This window comes from Sulfitobacter sp. W074, from assembly GCF_025142275.1.
Taxonomy (GTDB): Bacteria; Pseudomonadota; Alphaproteobacteria; order Rhodobacterales; family Rhodobacteraceae; genus Sulfitobacter; species Sulfitobacter profundi.
Genome location: NZ_CP081130.1, coordinates 121,895 through 139,325 on the forward strand (window position 1 = coordinate 121,895; position 17,431 = coordinate 139,325).

The window sequence follows — 17,431 nt, forward strand, 5'->3', positions numbered from 1 at the left end:
GCGCGGCCCTCAGAGGCCGAGTTCGCGGGAGAGGTCGATCATCCGCTGCACCGCGACGCGCGCTTTTTCAGAGACTTCCGCCTCGACCTCGACCGCGCCAGACATGGTGTGCAGCGACCATAGCACCTTTTCGAGCGTGATCTTCTTCATGTAGGGGCACATGTTGCAGGGGCCGACGAAATCGACTTCGGGCAGCTCATCCGCGATGTTCGACGCCATGGAGCATTCGGTGACCAGCATCGCTTTCGCCGGTTTCTCCCGGTGCACATAGTCCAGAATGCCGCTGGTCGAGCCCGAAAAATCAGCCTCGGCCACCACATCTGGTGGGCATTCGGGGTGCGCGATGATGCGGGTGTCGGGGTTCCACTCGCGGTAATCGGCGATATCCTTGGCGGTATAGCGTTCGTGCACGATGCAGGCCCCGTCCCACCAGACGATGCGTTTCTCGGGCACCTGTTTGGCGATGTTCTGAGCGAGGTATTTGTCGGGCGTCATGATCACCGTGTCGCTCTCCATCGCGGCGACGATCTGCGCGGCGTTGGAGGAGGTGCAGCAGATGTCCGACGCGGCTTTTACCTCGGCCGTGGTATTCACGTAAGTCACCACCGGCGCGCCGGGGTATTGCGCGCGCATCTGTTCGACACCCTCGGCGGTGATGCTTTCGGCCAGCGAACAGCCCGCTTCCATATCGGGGATCAGCACGGTTTTCGACGGGTTCAGGATTTTCGAGGTCTCGGCCATGAAATGCACACCGCATTGCACGATCACATCGGCCTCAACCTCGGTCGCCTTGATCGCCAGTTGCAGACTGTCGCCCACGAAATCGGCGATCCCGTGGTAGATGTCAGGCGTCATGTAGTTATGCGCGAGGATGACCGCGTTACGCTCTTTTTTCAGCTTGTTGATCGCGGCGACATAGGGGGCGTGAATGGCCCAATCGGGGGGCGAAACGACACGGTCCATCTTGGCGTAGATATCGGCCATTTCAGCCGCCAGCGCAGGCGATGGCGCGAGGTCATAATGGCGCTCAAGCTCGCTGGGCGAAAAGATTTCATCACGCATGGTCGGTCCCCCTCCGGCCTTGGCGCGTGTCACGGCACCGCGCTGGACACCACACCCGGCGTGCTGGCCATAGACGACTGGCGGGGTTTGGGCAAGCCAATACCCTTTATGACAGGGCGCGCAGCCTTTGTGGATCAGGTGAATTTGCGGAACAATCGGGTCTGATCGAACATCTCTTCCAGCCGCTCGGCCCGGTCTTTGGTGTCGGCCCAGTTGATGTCCTGCATGGCCGAGATCACGCTTTCCACCAGCAAAAGCGTCGCCGCCGCACTGTCCCAAGCCGAGGGCGCGACGATCCGGCTGGAGAAACAGATATCGGCAAGGCTATGCACCGGAGAGCGCCACTGGTCGGTAAAGAGGATGATCTTGGCCCCCCGCGCATGGGCCATTTCGGCCAGTTTCAGGGTGTTGTTCTCATAGCGGCGCACGTCGAAGATGACGAAGACATCGCCTTCGCCCACGTCCAGGAGGTAATGCGGCCATGCGTTGGAGGTGGACTGGATATGGGTCACTTTCGGGCGGATGATCTGCGCGTGCAAAAACAGATATTCCGCCATCGTATGCGTGATGCGCCCGCCCACGATATAAAGTGGGTGCGCGGTATCGGCGATCATGGCGCAGGCACGGTCAAAAGTCGCCGGTTCAATCTGGCCGAGGGTGTGACGGATATTGTCGATCACCGCGTCGGTGAAACGGTTCAGCACATGGCCCGAGGGCGCGCCTTCGGTCCATGTGTCGTGTTTGGCGATGGGGTTCTTGGCCTTGGCCTTTAGCTCTTCGCGCAACTCGTTCTGAAACTCAGGGTAGCCCTTGAACCCCAGCTTTTGCACCATTCGCGCCACGGTGGGGGTAGAGACATTGGCATCCTTGGCCAGCGCCGTCAGCGGGCCGAGGCCAGAGGCGGGGTAATTCTCAAGAATCGAATGGGCAAGTTGGCGTTCCGCACGGGTCAGCCGGTCCAGTTCTTGCTGGATACGGTCGGAAATGGTCAGCGTCGGTTCAGCCATGGATGCCCCTCTTTTGACGAGTAATAACACAAACTGAGCGGCGTTGTAATAAATTCGACATTATTCTGTTGACAGAAGCCCCCCGCCCGAATGAGGTTTGATCAACTGAGGGGGACAAGGTGTCAGAGCAGACAGATCTTTCGAATGAAGCCGTCGAGGTGATTAATGCCGGGGCCAAGGCGCCGCTGGTGTTGGTCTGCGAACATGCGGCGCGTGAGATACCGGCCTGCTTTGATGGTCTTGGTCTGGATGCTGCGGCCCGCGAAAGCCATGTGGCATGGGATCCCGGTGCGCTGGCCGTGGCGCGGGCGATGGCGCAGGATTTAGACGCCGTGCTGGTGGCCGGGCGCGTTTCGCGGCTTGTTTACGACTGCAACCGCCCGCCCGAAGCCCCCGGCGCGATGCCTGCCCAGAGCGAGATTTTCGCGATCCCCGGCAATGCCACGCTTGATGAGGCGGGCCGGGCCGAGCGGGTGACGCGCTATTACGAGCCCTTCCGCGCGACCCTTGCCGCGACGATCAAGCGGGTCGATGCGCCCGCGATCGTGACGGTGCACAGTTTCACGCCCATCTACCACGGCAAACCGCGCCGCGTGGAAATTGGCATCCTGCATGACAGTGACACACGGCTGGCGGATGCGATGCTGGCGGTGGCGCCAGAGTTCACGGACCTAACGGTCGAGCGCAACGCGCCCTATGGCCCCCAAGACGGGGTAACCCATACGCTCAAGGAACACGGTTTGGCGCATGGCCATCCGCATGTCATGCTTGAGATCCGTAATGACCTGATCACAACCGAGGCCGAGCAACAGCAGATGGCCGCGATGATCAGCAATTGGTTGCGTGCCGCGCTGATGCGGCCCGAAATGAATGACGCGATGAAGGACGCCAAACCATGAAATTCATGCGTGGCTATATCCGGGGCATCGACGCGATGAACCGACGGATCGGGCGGATCATGATGTATGGCATCTTTGTCCTGATGGGGGTGCTTTTGTGGTCGACGGTCAGCAAAGCGTTTTTCGTCCCCTCGCTTTGGACGCTGGAAATGGCGCAGTTTGTGATGGTGGGCTATTATATCTTGGGCGGGCCCTATTCGATCCAACTGGGCTCGAACGTGCGGATGGACCTGCTCTATGGCGATTGGTCGCTCCGCCGCAAAGCGTGGTTTGACCTCTTCACCGTCTTTTTCCTGATCTTCTATCTCTGCGTGCTGCTCTATGGGGCGGTCAGTTCCACCGCCTATTCGCTGGGCTATTGGGGGACCGAGCCGTTTAGCTTTTTCGGTGGGTTGGTCACGGGGACCGAAGAGATCGGCCATATGGAGAAATCCAGTTCCGCTTGGCGGCCCTACCTCTGGCCCATCAAGGTCGTGATGATCGTCGGTATCTTTCTGATGCTGCTGCAATGTCTGTCCGAGCTGTTGAAAGACGTGCTGCGGCTCAAGGGTGAGGCCATCTGATGTCCTATGAAATGATTGCGACATTGATGTTCTCATCGATGATGCTGATGCTGTTAACGGGCCAGCGTGTGTTCGGGGCTATCGGCTTTATCGCCGTGGTCTCGGCGCTGCTGCTTTGGGGTGACAAGGGCGGATATGACATCGGCTTTGCCGCCGCGATGAAACTGATGAAATGGTATCCGCTGCTGACGCTGCCCATGTTCATCTTCATGGGCTATGTGCTGAGCGAGAGCCGCATCGCCGATGACCTTTACAAGATGTTCCATGTCTGGATGGGCGGCGTGCGCGGCGGGCTGGCGATTGGGACGATTGGTCTGATGGTGCTGATCTCGGCCATGAACGGGCTGAGTGTGGCGGGCATGGCGATTGGCTCGACCATTGCGCTGCCGGAATTGCTGAAACGTGGCTATGACAAGAGGATGGTGACGGGGGTGATCCAAGCGGGATCGAGCCTTGGGATCCTCGTGCCGCCCTCGGTCGTGCTGGTGCTTTACGCGATGATCGCGCGGCAGCCGGTGGGGCAACTGTGGCTCGCGGGGGTGATCCCGGGGCTGATGATGGCGGCGATGTTCATTGCCTATATCGTGATCCGGTGCCGCATGAACCCTGAGCTTGGTCCCATCCTCTCAGCCGAAGATCGTGACATCCCCCGTGCCGAAAAGCTGCGCCTTTTGCGGGCTGGCATCCTGCCGCTGGTGATCTTTGCGGTGATGATGGTGCCGTTTGTGCGCGGCTGGACCAGTCTTGTGGAAAGCTCTGCCATCGGGGCAGGGGCGGCGTTCCTTGCCGCTGTGCTGAAGGGCCGGATGACGCGCGAAGTTTTTGAGAACTCCGTCCGCAACACCCTCGGCATCACCTGCATGTTCATGTGGATCATCCTCGCCGCCTTGGCCTTTGGCGCGGTCTTTGACGGGCTGGGCGCGGTTAAGGCGATTGAGAGCCTCTTTACCGAGAAGATGAACCTGAGCCCGTGGATGATCCTGATCATGATGCAGCTCAGCTTTATCATCATGGGCACCTTCCTTGATGACACTGCGATGCTGGTGATCGTGGCCCCGCTTTATGTGCCGCTCGTCGGTGCGCTGGGCTTTGACCTGATCTGGTATGGTATCCTTTATACGATCACCACGCAGATCGCCTATATGACGCCGCCGTTTGGCTATAACCTGTTCCTGATGCGCGCCATGGCGCCGCCGGAGATTACCCTGCGCGACATCTATGCTTCGATCACGCCCTTCGTGCTGGTGATGGTCTTGGCGCTGATACTCGTCATGGTCTTCCCGCAGATCGCGACTTGGCTGCCGGATTACATCTACGACAAATAACAACGAGAGCCGCGCAAAGACGGCCTGATATTGCAACAAAGGAGAGACGTATGACCACTCGCAGAAAGTTCTTATCCGGGGCCGCCGTCGCCGCCCCAGCGGCCCTTGCCGCGCCGTCCATTGTCCATGCCCAAGCGCCGATCAAATGGCGCATGCAGACCTATGCCGGTGCTGCCTTGGGCGAGCAGGTGACCAAACCCGCCGTCGATTACATCAACGCCGCCGCCAATGGCGAGATGGAGATCGAACTGTTTTACGCCGACCAGATCGTGCCCACCGGCGAGCTGTTCCAAGCCATGCAGCGCGGCACCATCGACATGGTGCATTCCGATGACGACTCCATGGCATCGCCCACGCCCTTGCAGCAGTTCGGCGGCTATTTCCCCTTTGCCACCAAGCACATTCTCGACGTACCGGTGCTGTTCAACCAATATGGGTTGGCCGACATCTGGAAAGAAGAATACGCCAAGGTCGGCGTCGAATGGCTGTCGGCTGCGGGGCAGGACCCCTGTAACTTCAACACCACCAAAGAGATCAAATCGGTCGCCGATCTGGACGGTCTGAAGCTCTATACCTTCCCCACCGCGGGCCGTTTCCTGTCGAAGTTCGGCGTGGTGCCGGTGAACATCCCCTACGAGGACGCCGAGGTCGCGGTGCAAACCGGCGAGCTAGACGGCATGGCGTGGTCGGGCATCACCGAAGACTACACCGTCGGCTGGGCCGATGTGACCGACTACTTCCTGACCAACAACATCTCAGGTGCTTGGATTGGCTCCTTCTTCGTCAACCAGCAGCAATGGGCCGATCTGCCGGATCACCTCAAGCAGTTGGTCATGGCGGGGATCGAAGCGGGCCACACCTACCGCAACCAATGGTACTGGGGCGGCGAGGCGCGTCTGCGCGCACAGGGTGACAAGCTCAAGCTCAGCACCGTGCCTGCCGACGAATGGGCCGAGGTCGAAAACGCGGCCAAGGACTTCTGGACAGAGATCGCCGAAGAAGGCGAAGTGCACGCCAAGATCGTGCAGATCTTCCGCGACTATAACGACGTTATCAACAAAGCCGGTCCGCCCTACACAAACGGCTGAACCGACAACCGGGGGCGTGCTATACGCGCCCCCGCCTTACCTCTTGAAGTGGACTGAACATGCCCGGCACCCTGACATTCGATGCGCTGAAGAAAATGGTCAAAGACGGCTCGGTGGATACCGTCCTTGCCTGCCTTGTGGACATGCAGGGCCGGCTGATGGGCAAGCGTTTCCACGCCGTGAACTTTGTTGAGACCTCCTACAAAGAGACCCATTGCTGCAATTACCTGCTGGCGACGGACCTTGTGATGTCTACGCCCGAAGGCTTTGCCTCTACCTCATGGGAAGCAGGCTATGGCGACTATGTCATGCAGCCTGACCTTGAGACGATCCGCCCAGTGCCGTGGCTGGAAGGGACCGTGATGGTGCTTTGCGATGTGCTGGATCACGATACCCATGCGCCGGTGCCCCATTCCCCCCGCGCCATGCTGAAAAAGCAGATCGCGCGGCTGAAAGAACTGGGCTTTGACGCGATGATGGCCACCGAATTGGAGTTCTTCCTTTTCGAGCAGAGCTTTGACGCGTTGCGCAAAGATGGCTACCGCAACCTCGTGCCGTTCAGCGGCTACAACGAGGATTACAACATCTTCCAGACCACCAAAGAAGAGAACGTGATGCGCCCCGTGCGCAACCACCTCTTTGCCGCCGGTCTGCCGATTGAGAATTCCAAAGGCGAGGCCGAAGCGGGGCAGGAAGAGCTTAACATCCGCTATTCCCCGGCCCTTGATTGTGCCGACTACCACACAATCGCGAAACACGCGGTCAAGGAAATCGCATGGCAGCAGGGGCAGGCGGCCAGCTTTTTGCCCAAGTGGGACAAGGACCGGGTGGGCTCCTCCAGCCATGTGCACCAGTCGCTGTGGAAAGACGGCAAGCCGATGTTCGTTGATGGAGACGATGAACTGGGCATGTCCGACCTGATGCGCCACTACATGGCCGGCCTGATCGCCTATGCGCCGGAATACACCTATTTCCTCGCGCCCTATATCAACAGCTACAAGCGTTTCGCCAAAGGCACCTTTGCCCCGACCAAAACCGTCTGGTCCGTCGACAACCGCACCGCTGGGTTCCGCCTATGTGGGGCGGGGACCAAAGGCGTGCGTGTCGAATGCCGTATTGGCGGATCGGACTTGAACCCCTATCTGGCACAGACGGTCATGCTGGCCGCCGGGATCAAAGGGATCGAAGACAAGATGGAACTGGCCCCGCCCACACGCGACGATGCTTACGGCGAATCCGATGCTGTCGATATCCCCCAGACCCTGCGGGCAGCAACCGAGACCCTGCGCGGCTCGACGTTCCTGCGCGAGGTCTTGGGCGACGATGTAGTGACCCATTACACCCGCGCGGCGGAATGGGAGCAGGAAGAATATGACCGGGTGGTGACCGATTGGGAAATCGCCCGCGGCTTTGAAAGGGCCTGAGAATGACGACGGTAAAATGTATCTCTCCGATTGACGGTTCGGTCTATGCGGAACGCGAAACCCTGAGCAATGACGCGGCGCTTGAGGCTGTAGCCCGCGCCCGCAAAGCGCAAAAGGCATGGGCGGCGCGGCCTTTGCAGGAGCGCGTTGATTTGGTGATGGGCGCGTTGAAAGAGATCGAGAATTCGACCGACCGGATGACCGAGGAGCTGGCCCATCAGATGGGCCGCCCGGTGCGCTACGGCGGCGAATTCGGTGGCTTGCAGGAGCGCACCAGTCACATGGCAAAGATCGCAGCCGATGCGCTTTCGCCAACGGTGATCGAAGACAGCGCGGCCTTCTCGCGCAAGATCATGCGCGAGCCGCATGGCGTAGTCTTTGTCGTGGCACCCTGGAACTACCCCTATATGACCGCGAACAACACCATCGCGCCTGCGCTCATTGCCGGGAATTCGGTGATCCTAAAGCATGCCTCGCAGACCATTTTGGTCGGTGAACATCTGGCCGATGCCTACCGCGCGGCGGGCGTGCCCGAGGATGTGTTTCAGAACGTTGTGCTGAGCCATGACACCACATCGGCGCTGATCGCGGACAATGCGTTCGATTTCGTGAACTTCACCGGCTCCGTCGGTGGCGGGCAGGCGATGGAGCGCGCGGCGGCGGGCACATTCACTGGCGTCGCGACAGAGTTGGGCGGCAAAGACCCCGCCTATGTCCGGGCCGATGCCAATCTCGACGCGGCAGTCGATGGCGTGATGGACGGCGCGATGTTCAACGCGGGCCAATGCTGCTGCGGGATCGAGCGGATTTATGTGCACGAAAGCCTCTATGACGCTTTCGTCGAAAAGGCCGTGGCATGGGTGAACAACCTCAACCTCGGTAACCCATTGGAAGAAGCCACGACGCTTGGCCCGATGGCCAATGTTCGCTTTGCCAATGAGGTCCGCGCGCAGATTGATGAGGCCGTTGCGGCAGGTGCCAAGGCGCATATCGAAAAGATGCCCGCCGACGATGGCGGTGCCTATCTGACGCCGCAGGTGCTGACGGATGTCACCCATGAGATGCGCGTCATGCGCGACGAAAGCTTTGGCCCCGTGGTCGGCATCATGCCAGTCAAGGACGACGAAGAAGCCATCGCGCTGATGAACGACAGCCAATTTGGTCTGACCGCTGCGATCTTTACCGCTGACGCTGATGCCGCCGAAGCCATTGGCCAGCGGCTGGAAACCGGCACCGTCTTCATGAACCGCGCCGATTACCTCGACCCGGCGCTGTGCTGGACCGGCTGCAAGCAGACCGGGCGCGGCGCGGGCCTGTCTGAACTGGGCTATCACGCGCTGACACGCCCTAAATCCTACCACCTCAAGAAAGCCTGAGACATGTCCCTGACTGCCAATTGGTCTTACCCCACCGCCATCCGCTTCGGCGCAGGCCGAATTAAAGAGATCGCCGAAGCCTGCGCCGCCGCAGGTATCAAAAACCCGCTGTTGGTCACCGACAAAGGGCTGGCCTATCTGCCGATCACCCAGTCCACGCTCGACCTGATGGAGGCGGCTGGCCTTGGCCGCGCGATGTTCTCGGACGTTGACCCGAACCCGACCGAGATGAACGCCGAAGCGGGCATCAAGGTCTACCGCGACGGCGGCCATGACGGCGTGATCGCCTTTGGCGGCGGCTCGGGGCTTGATCTGGGCAAGGTCATCGCCTTCATGGCAGGCCAAACGCGCCCCCTGTGGGATTTTGAGGATATTGGGGACTGGTGGACCCGCGCCGACCCCGATGGCATCGCGCCGATCGTGGCCGTGCCGACGACGGCTGGCACCGGGTCGGAAGTGGGCCGCGCCAGCGTGATCACCAATTCCCAAAGCCATGAGAAAAAGATCATCTTCCACCCTAAAATGCTGCCCGCCGTCGTGATCTGCGACCCGGAGCTGACCGTCGGCATGCCGCCGATGATCACCGCAGGCACCGGGATGGATGCTTTTGCCCACTGCCTCGAAGCCTTCTGCTCCCCGCATTACCACCCGATGAGCCAAGGCATGGCGCTGGAAGGCATGCGTCTGGTGAAGGAATATCTGCCCCGTGCCTATGCCGATGGTACTGATCTTGAGGCGCGCGGTCATATGATGTCTGCCGCGGCCATGGGCGCCACGGCGTTCCAAAAGGGTCTGGGCGCGATCCATGCCATCAGCCACCCGATCGGCGCGGTGCATCACACGCACCACGGCACCACCAACGCGGTTGTCATGCAGCCCGTCCTGCGCATGAACCGCCCCGCCATTGAGGACCGTCTGGCCAAAGCGGCAGCCTATCTTGATATCGTCGGCGGCTTTGACGGGTTTTACGATTTCGTCGGCAAGCTGAACGAAGAGTTGAACATCCCAAGCTCGCTGACCGCCCTTGGTGTGACGGACCCGGATATCGACGCGCTGGTGGCCTCGGCCCTGCAAGACCCAAGCTGTGGCGGCAACCCGATTGAACTGACCAAAGAGAATGTCACGCAGCTGCTGCGCGACTGCCTTTAAAACGCAAAACGGGGGGCCGGATCATCGGCCCCCCGTTGATATAAATCAGTGAAACGTCGGATTATTCGGTCGTTTTGGCTTCTTCCATATCCGCTTCAGTAACCTCGGGCCCGACCGAGACCAGATACGCCCAAACATCCTTGGCGTCTTCTTCATCTTTCAGACGGTAAGACATCTTGGATTTGGCGCGGTTCGTGTCGAGATAGCTGGCCAGAAACTTCTTGGGATCGGCAACATATCCGGTGAAGTCTTCTTCGTTCCACGCCAGTCCAGCTTCGCCGGCTTCAACGATGGAATCGCCATAGCGGTAGTCTTCGACCGACCCCGCCACGCGGTTGTAGATTCCATAGAGGTTCGGCCCGGTGCGGCCGCCTTTTTGGATGTCATTGCCCTCATCATCTTGGATCATGTGGCAGCTTTTACATTTACGAAAGACCTTTTCCCCGGCTTCGGCATCACCGGAGGCATGGCTTTCCGCCCAAAGGGGTGTGGCCCCGAGGCAAATGGCGAAGATCGACGCGATACGCATGTTCATTGTGAGTTCCTTTGTCTGGCTGATTTGAAACTAGCGTTTGGGGCGAGGGGGTAAAGCATATCGGCTGCGCCAAAAGGTAGCACGGGCGGGCTGCGGGCCGGTTAGCGGTTGAGACCAAGAGGAATTCCTCCGATAACTGCCGGTGAATTTCTTCTGCTTCGAGGGTGAGATGAACACAACGGCGAGCCGCCTCTGATGGAGATCATGGTCCCCGCTTGGGTCGACGGCACCCTGCAACCGGTTGAAAAACTCGCCGCGCATGAACGCGGTTTGCGGCATATGGCGGTTTCGGTCTTTGTCATTGCCGAGGGCAAGCTGCTGATGCAGCAGCGCGCGCTTGGCAAATACCACACCCCCGGCCTCTGGGCGAACACCTGCTGCACGCATCCGCAATGGGATGAGCCGCCCAACGTCTGCGCCACGCGGCGGTTGGACGAAGAACTGGGGATCACCGGACTGGACCTTCAGCATCGCGGCCAAGTCGAATACCGCGCCGATGTTGGTGGTGGGCTGATTGAGCATGAGGTTGTTGAGGTCTTTCTCGCCCATGCAGACCGGGCACTGTCGATCACGGAAAACCCCGAAGAGGTAATGGCGACGCGCTGGATCAGCCTGAGCGATCTGCACACCAATCTCGCGCAGAACCCCGAAGAATATACGCCTTGGTTGCGGATCTACATGGCCGAACACGAAGGTCTGATCCTCGGCGGCGGGGCGATGGAATAATAGAAAGGCGGGCCAGAGATGACCGAAGACATGCAAGACCAAAAGACACGCGCGGCGGACTGGTTCCGCAAGCTACGCGATGACATCGTTCAGGCGTTTCATGACATCGAAGCGCGTCACGTGGGCGAGGAAGAAGCCGGGCGGTTCGTGGTCAGCAACACCACCCGCACCGCGCCCGACGGATCAGACGCAGGCGGCGGTGAGATGTCCGTGATGCGGGGCGGGCGTGTGTTTGAGAAGGTGGGCGTGAATATCTCCACCGTCTACGGCACTTTGGGCGAACGGGCGCAGGCGGCGATGGCCGCGCGCAAAGGGCTGCCGGGCATGGCCGATGATCCGCGCTTCTGGGCGTCGGGGATCAGTCTGGTTGCGCATATGCAAAACCCGCATGTGCCTGCCGTGCACATGAACACCCGCATGTTCTGGACCCCTCATGCATGGTGGTTCGGCGGCGGGGCGGATTTGAACCCTTGCATCGAATATGACGAGGACACCGCGCATTTTCATGCCGAGATGAAGGCGGCCTGTGACCCCCATAGTGCCACGCTCTATGACGAGTTGAAGACTTGGGCGGATGAGTATTTCTACATCCCGCACCGCAAACGCGCGCGGGGTGTGGGCGGGATTTTCTATGACGACCGCAACAGCGGTGATTGGGCGGCGGATTTCGCCCTGACGCAGGATGTGGGCCGGGCATTTCTGCCCGCCTATGTGCCACTGGTCGACAAACGGCGCGAGATCGAGTGGGACATGGACGATAAGGACGTGCAACTGCGCCACCGTGGGCTCTATGCGGAGTATAACCTCGTCTATGACCGGGGGACGAAGTTCGGGTTGGAGACGGGGCATGACCCCGATGCGGTGCTGATGAGCCTGCCGCCTATGGCGAAGTGGGTTTGAGGTAGCGTTCAGCCCGGAATCAAGCCGCAGGCGCCGGGCCATCGCCTGCCCGCCCGTCACGCCGGAGGCGTGCCGTGTTTTATGCGCACCTTCGGTACGACCGGGTAGGCGATTTGGTGAGGCTGGGCGTAACCTCGTGAGTTCGCACCAAGGCTGAGGCATATAGTGGCATGAACCAACGTGACATCGCCCACCCGCGGGCAGGCGATGGCCCTCATCTCTTAGCGCGAGTGTTCAGCCGCGCGTCCCGCGCACGGTATCAATCATCAATTGTACATTCTCCGGGTCCGCATCCGGCGTAATCCCGTGGCCAAGATTAAAGATATGCGGCCCCTTCGACAACGCATCGACAATCGCCCGCGTCTCCTCGACCAACGCATCCCCGCCCGTCACCATATGCGAGGATTTCAGATTGCCCTGCACACAGCCATGCGGCTGCACGTTCTCGGCGACCCATTCTGCGCTCACCGCATCATCCACGGCAATGCAGTCCGCCCCAGTCGCGGCATGCAGATTGGCAAACCGCGCCCCGGCACCGCGCGGGAAGGCGATGATCGGTACGCCCGGATGGCGGGCCTTCAGCGCACTGATAATCTGGCGCAGCGGCTCGGTCGAATAACGGTCGAAATCGGTGCCTTGCAGCGATCCGGCCCAGCTGTCGAAGAGCTTCACCACCTCGGCCCCGGCTTGGATCTGCATATCGAGGTATTCTATCGTCGCCAGCGTAATCCGCTCCATCAGCGCATCGAACACCTCGGGGTTCTCATCTTTCAAGGCATGGGCTGGCCCCTGATCCGGCGTGCCTTTGCCCGCGATCATATAGGTCGCCACGGTCCAAGGTGCGCCGGCGAAACCGATCAGCGTGGTTTCCTCGGGCAGTTCGCGCGACAGGATGCGCACGGTCTCGTAAATCGGGGCGAGGTGGTCGTGAATGGCATCCGCCGGTTTCAGCGCTTCCATCTCGGCCTTGGTGGTGATCGTCGACAGACGCGGCCCTTCGCCGGTGACAAACCACAGGTCCGCGCCAAGCGCCTGCGGCACCAGCAGGATGTCGGCAAAAAGGATCGAGCCATCAAACCCATAGCGGCGGATCGGCTGCAACGTCACCTCGGCGGCAAGTTCAGGATTGTAGCACAGCGACAGGAAATCCCCCGCTTTGGTCCGCGTCGCGCGGTACTCCGGCAGGTAGCGCCCAGCTTGCCGCATCATCCAGATCGGTGGGGTCGGCAGGGTTTCGCCCGCAAGGGCGCGCAGGATGGTCTTATTCGCAGTCATTATGGCGTTCCTAATTGTGGCAAACCCGTAGGTAGCGCAGGTACAGCAGTTGTCAGTTCATGTCGACGGGGGTAGGGATGCGTCATGACGTATCAGCTCCCCACCCCGGCCCGGCCCCTCAACATCGGCACACGCGGATCGCTTCTGGCGCTCGCGCAAGCGAATGAGGTGCGCGACCGGCTCGCCGCCGCCTTTGACCTGCCGTTTGAAGCGTTTACGATCGTGGTGATCAAGACCACCGGCGACAAGATCATCGACCGCCCGTTGAAAGAGATCGGCGGCAAGGGGCTGTTCACCCGCGAGATTGAGGCCGCGCTGCTCGACGGCTCCATCGACATCGCGGTGCATTCGATGAAGGATATGCCGACGCTGCAACCCGGTGGGCTGTTGATCGACACCTATCTCCCGCGCGAGGATTGCCGCGATGCGTTTATCTCGCCGCATTTGAAATCCATCGCCGACCTGCCGCAGGGCGCGGTCGTTGGCACCTCCAGCCTGCGCCGTCGTGCGCAGGTCAAACTGCGTCGGCCTGATCTGGAAGTGGTCGAGTTTCGCGGCAATCTGCAGACCCGTTTGAAAAAGCTGGATGACGGCGTGGCCGAAGCGACATTCCTTGCCATGGCCGGGCTGAACCGGCTGAAAATGGACGATGTGCCGCAGGCCGCCGTGCATCCCGATGACATGCTGCCGGCCATCGCCCAAGGGGCGATTGGGGTTGAGCGCCGCATCGACGACAGCCGCGCCGCCGACATGTTGGCGGCGATCCATGACCGCGCCACGGGCGAACAACTGGCCGCCGAACGCGCGTTTCTGGCGACGCTTGACGGCTCTTGCGAGACGCCCATCGCTGGGCTGGCCGAACTCAACGGCACCGAGATGCGCCTGCGCGGCCAGGTGCTGCGCCCGGACGGGTCAGACGCCATCGGCGACGACGTGACCTGCGCCATTTCCGACGGCGCCGCGGCGGGCGAGGCGATGGCCCGCAAGCTTCTGGCCGAGGCCGGACCGGGTTTCTTTGACTGGCGCGAATGATCGGCAATCTCTTCACGCTGAAACAGCTTGAAGCGCTGATCTGGGTCGCGGACCTTGGCAGCTTTCGCCGCGCCGCTGCACATCTGAACACGACACAGCCCAATATCTCGGCCCGGATCTCCGGGCTGGAGGCGACGCTGGGCGTTACCCTGATGCAACGCGACGCCGGGTCGATCCGGCTGACCGAAAAGGGCACCGCCCTGCTGGCCCAAGCCCGCCGCGTGCTGCGCGAAGCCGAGGCACTGGTCGAGACCGCCGCGCGGCCTGACCTGATCGACGACAGTCTGCGCCTTGGGGTGACCGAAGTGGTCGCCAGCACATGGCTGCGCCCCTTCCTGCGCGCATTGGCCGAGGTCTATCCCAATCTCACCGTCGAACTTACCGTCGATCTGTCACGCGATCTGGATCAGGAGCTTGCCGCCCATGCGCTTGACCTGACGTTGCAAACCGCGCCCTTCTCGACCCCCGCAAGCGGGCAGGTGGACTTGGCGACCTATGACTACATCTGGGTCGCTGCCCCTGAATTGGCCGCGCAGATCGGCCCCGCCCCCGACTTTGCCGCGATGCTGCGCCATCCGGTGCTGGGCCATGCGCGGCACACGCAGGCCCATTCCGATTTGATCCGCCGTTTCGATGGCACCACCGCGCCCAAGGCCCGTTTGGTGCCTTCGAGCAGCCTGTCGGCGGCGATGAACATGGTGCTCGACGGCATGGGCGTGGCGGTAATGCCGCGTGTCATGGTGGCAGGCGCTCTGGCCGATGGGGCGTTGCAAACCCTGCCCGCCGCATGGCATCCGCGCCCCTTGCAGGTCGCCGCGCGCTATCACGCGGATCGCACGCCCGCCTATGTCACCCGCGCCGCCGAACTGGCCCGTGACTGCGCCCGGGCTTTCGATGCAGAGGATCGAAAAAACCTTTCACACCCATAGAATATAATAATTTGCACCGATGCTGCGCCCGCCCCTATCCTGCGCCCAAACAGGAGAATGACATGGCGGCATCAACCATCCGACTGGGCGTAGACATCGGCGGCACCTTTACCGACGTGGTGCTGGAAAAGGGCGGAGAGAGCTTCTCGACCAAGGTGCTGACCACCTATGCCGCGCCCGAGAACGCGATCATCGACGGGATGCATCAGGTCTGCACCAAGGCCGGGGTCACCCCTGCCGACCTGACCCAGATCATCCACGGCACAACGCTGGCCACCAACGCGCTGATCGAGCGGCGCGGGGCCAAGACGGCGCTGATCACGACCCAAGGTTTCCGCGACGTGATCGAGATGCGCACCGAAAGCCGGTTCGAGCAATATGACCTGAACCTCAATCTCCCCGAACCGCTGCTGCCACGGCAGATGCGCTACACGGTCAGCGAACGTGTCGATGCCACCGGGGCCGTGCTGGTCCCGCTGGACCGGGCCGAGGTTGAGGCGCTGGCCGACCATATCGCGGACGCCGGCTATGACAGTGTCGCCGTGGGACTGATCCATTCCTATCTGAACGACACGCATGAGCGGATGATCCGCGAGGTGTTGGAAGAGCGCCTGCCGGGGGTCATGGTCTCGATCTCTTCCGAGGTCTCACCGCAGATGCGCGAGTATGAGCGGTTCAACACCGTGGTCGCCAATGCCTATATCAAGCCTCTGATGAAGAGCTACCTCGGGCGGCTTGAAGGGCGGCTTCAGAAGGAAGGTGTCTCTTGCAACATCTTCCTGATGCATTCGGGCGGCGGCATCATCTCGATCGAAAGCGCCGCCGAATTCCCCGTGCGGCTGGTGGAATCCGGCCCGGCGGGGGGCGCGGTCTTTGCCGCCAACATCGCCGCCGGCTACGGGCTCGACAAGGTGCTGAGCTTTGACATGGGCGGCACGACGGCCAAGATTTGCCTGATCAAGAACCAGACACCCAAGACCAGCAGAGTGTTCGAAGTGGCGCGGACTTATCGCTTCAAGAAAGGGTCGGGCATGCCGATTTCGATCCCGGTGATCGACATGGTCGAGATTGGTGCAGGGGGCGGCAGCCTTGCCCATGTGGACGCCATGCGGCAGATCCGTGTGGGGCCGGAAAGCGCGGGCTCCGAGCCCGGCCCCGCCTGTTATGGCCGGGGTGGCGCGAAACCCGCGGTGACCGATGCTGATCTGGTGCTGGGCAAGCTTGACCCCGACAACTTCGCGGGCGGCTCAATCCGGCTGGATACCGCAGGTTCCGAGACGGCGTTGCATCAGGTCATTGGGCAGGAACTCGACATGGACGCCGCCACCGCCGCCTTCGGTTTGGCCGAGGTGGTGGACGAGAACATGGCCAATGCCGCGCGGGTCCATGCGGTGGAAAACGGCGAGGATCTCAGCGACTACACGATGATCGCCTTCGGCGGTGCGGCTCCGCTGCACGCGGGGCGGCTTTGCGAGAAGCTGGGCGTGGAACGCCTGCTGGTGCCGCCCGGTGCCGGGGTCGGCTCGGCGATCGGGTTCCTGCGCGCGCCCTTCAGCTTCGAGGCCAACCGCTCGGTCTATATGAAGCTGTCGGATTTCGATGCGGATCGCATCAAGACGCTGCTGGCCGAGCTACGCGACGAGGCCACCGGCTTTGTCCGCAACTGCGACGCCGGGGCGGAGATTCTGTCGGAATACAAAGTCTACATGCGTTACAGCGGGCAGGGCTGGGAGATCCCCATCGTGCTGGATGAGGCAGACGCCCTAAACCCCGATGCCGTCCGGTTCGAGGCGCTTTTTGAGGCGGATTACGCCAAGCTTTTCGGTCGTACCGTCGAGGGGTTGGATATCGAGATCACGGTCTGGTCGGTCAATGCCACCACCCCGCCCGAGGCGGTCGCCCGCACCGCAGAGCAGTCCCCGGGTACGGCGGCAGATGTGGCTCTAATACGGCGTATGTTCGACCCGGCGCTCGCCGAATACTGCGATGCCGACGTGGTCCTGCGCGCCCAGATGGCCCCCGGCCAGACCGCCCAAGGCCCCGCCGCGATCACCGAGGATGAGACGACGATCATCCTGCCCGCGTCACGCCGCGCCATTTGCCAGCCGGACGGCTGCATCGACATCACCGTGAAAGGGTAA

Annotated in this window: 16 protein-coding genes; 12 read left to right on the top strand and 4 right to left on the bottom strand. The window is 61.4% G+C overall.

Annotated elements, in window-relative coordinates:
- Nucleotides 1–9: 9 nt before the first annotated feature.
- Both nadA and K3762_RS00580 read right to left on the bottom strand, forming a co-directional pair.
- Entirely contained in the window at nucleotides 10–1,062 is a 1,053-nt protein-coding gene (gene nadA / locus K3762_RS00575; RefSeq protein WP_093927636.1) for a quinolinate synthase NadA, read from the bottom strand.
- A gap of 134 nt (nucleotides 1,063–1,196) precedes the next feature.
- Nucleotides 1,197–2,069 (bottom strand): MurR/RpiR family transcriptional regulator, encoded by an 873-nt coding sequence (locus tag K3762_RS00580; RefSeq protein WP_067626872.1) that lies wholly within the window; start codon nucleotides 2,067–2,069, stop codon nucleotides 1,197–1,199.
- A 119-nt stretch (nucleotides 2,070–2,188) separates the two neighbouring features.
- On the opposite strand from K3762_RS00580, the gene K3762_RS00585 reads away from it, so the two are divergent.
- The 7 genes from K3762_RS00585 to K3762_RS00615 are packed head-to-tail and all read left to right on the top strand — an operon-like array spanning nucleotide 2,189 to nucleotide 9,893.
- On the top strand, nucleotides 2,189–2,968 hold the full coding sequence (locus K3762_RS00585) for an N-formylglutamate amidohydrolase (protein WP_260010884.1): 780 nt from the start codon (nucleotides 2,189–2,191) through the stop codon (nucleotides 2,966–2,968).
- Nucleotides 2,965–3,531 (top strand): TRAP transporter small permease subunit, encoded by a 567-nt coding sequence (locus K3762_RS00590; RefSeq protein ID WP_132443990.1) that lies wholly within the window; start codon nucleotides 2,965–2,967, stop codon nucleotides 3,529–3,531. The genes K3762_RS00585 and K3762_RS00590 overlap by 4 nt, the downstream gene beginning before the upstream one ends.
- Nucleotides 3,531–4,856 (top strand): TRAP transporter large permease subunit, encoded by a 1,326-nt coding sequence (locus K3762_RS00595; RefSeq protein ID WP_067916408.1) that lies wholly within the window; start codon nucleotides 3,531–3,533, stop codon nucleotides 4,854–4,856. Before K3762_RS00590 ends, K3762_RS00595 begins: the two co-directional genes overlap by 1 nt.
- A 50-nt stretch (nucleotides 4,857–4,906) precedes the next feature.
- A complete protein-coding gene (locus tag K3762_RS00600) occupies nucleotides 4,907–5,944 on the top strand; it encodes a TRAP transporter substrate-binding protein (protein WP_067627959.1) in 1,038 nt (345 codons plus the stop codon).
- A 59-nt stretch (nucleotides 5,945–6,003) separates the two neighbouring features.
- The gene (locus tag K3762_RS00605) at nucleotides 6,004–7,368 is read left to right on the top strand and encodes a glutamine synthetase family protein (RefSeq protein ID WP_260010888.1); all 1,365 of its coding nucleotides are present in this window, start codon (nucleotides 6,004–6,006) and stop codon (nucleotides 7,366–7,368) included.
- Between the two features lie 2 nt (nucleotides 7,369–7,370).
- Entirely contained in the window at nucleotides 7,371–8,744 is a 1,374-nt protein-coding gene (locus tag K3762_RS00610) for an aldehyde dehydrogenase family protein (protein WP_260010891.1), read from the top strand.
- Between the two features lie 3 nt (nucleotides 8,745–8,747).
- Nucleotides 8,748–9,893, top strand: coding sequence for an iron-containing alcohol dehydrogenase (locus K3762_RS00615; protein ID WP_260010894.1), 1,146 nt, complete (start codon nucleotides 8,748–8,750; stop codon nucleotides 9,891–9,893).
- A gap of 61 nt (nucleotides 9,894–9,954) precedes the next feature.
- Here K3762_RS00615 and K3762_RS00620 read toward each other — a convergent pair whose 3' ends face one another.
- On the bottom strand, nucleotides 9,955–10,428 hold the full coding sequence (locus K3762_RS00620; protein ID WP_120349837.1) for a cytochrome c family protein: 474 nt from the start codon (nucleotides 10,426–10,428) through the stop codon (nucleotides 9,955–9,957).
- 195 nt (nucleotides 10,429–10,623) lie between these two features.
- Between K3762_RS00620 and idi the strand changes: the two genes are divergently transcribed.
- Both idi and hemF read left to right on the top strand, forming a co-directional pair.
- Nucleotides 10,624–11,154, top strand: a complete 531-nt coding sequence (gene idi / locus K3762_RS00625) for an isopentenyl-diphosphate Delta-isomerase (protein WP_260010897.1) — start codon at nucleotides 10,624–10,626, stop codon at nucleotides 11,152–11,154.
- An 18-nt stretch (nucleotides 11,155–11,172) separates the two neighbouring features.
- Nucleotides 11,173–12,054: an oxygen-dependent coproporphyrinogen oxidase gene (gene hemF, locus K3762_RS00630; protein ID WP_132443994.1), complete on the top strand. Its 882-nt coding sequence runs from the start codon at nucleotides 11,173–11,175 to the stop codon at nucleotides 12,052–12,054.
- A 234-nt stretch (nucleotides 12,055–12,288) separates the two neighbouring features.
- Here the strand turns inward: hemF and hemE are convergent, their stop codons facing one another.
- Nucleotides 12,289–13,329: a uroporphyrinogen decarboxylase gene (gene hemE, locus K3762_RS00635; RefSeq protein ID WP_132443995.1), complete on the bottom strand. Its 1,041-nt coding sequence runs from the start codon at nucleotides 13,327–13,329 to the stop codon at nucleotides 12,289–12,291.
- An 84-nt stretch (nucleotides 13,330–13,413) separates the two neighbouring features.
- Between hemE and hemC the strand changes: the two genes are divergently transcribed.
- The 3 genes from hemC to K3762_RS00650 all read left to right on the top strand — a co-directional run bounded on the left by hemC (nucleotide 13,414) and on the right by K3762_RS00650 (nucleotide 17,431).
- Nucleotides 13,414–14,361: a hydroxymethylbilane synthase gene (gene hemC / locus K3762_RS00640; RefSeq protein WP_260010898.1), complete on the top strand. Its 948-nt coding sequence runs from the start codon at nucleotides 13,414–13,416 to the stop codon at nucleotides 14,359–14,361.
- On the top strand, nucleotides 14,358–15,290 hold the full coding sequence (locus K3762_RS00645; RefSeq protein WP_132443997.1) for a LysR family transcriptional regulator: 933 nt from the start codon (nucleotides 14,358–14,360) through the stop codon (nucleotides 15,288–15,290). Before hemC ends, K3762_RS00645 begins: the two co-directional genes overlap by 4 nt.
- A 62-nt stretch (nucleotides 15,291–15,352) precedes the next feature.
- Complete coding sequence (locus tag K3762_RS00650) at nucleotides 15,353–17,431, top strand: hydantoinase/oxoprolinase family protein (RefSeq protein ID WP_132443998.1); 2,079 nt, start codon at nucleotides 15,353–15,355, stop codon at nucleotides 17,429–17,431.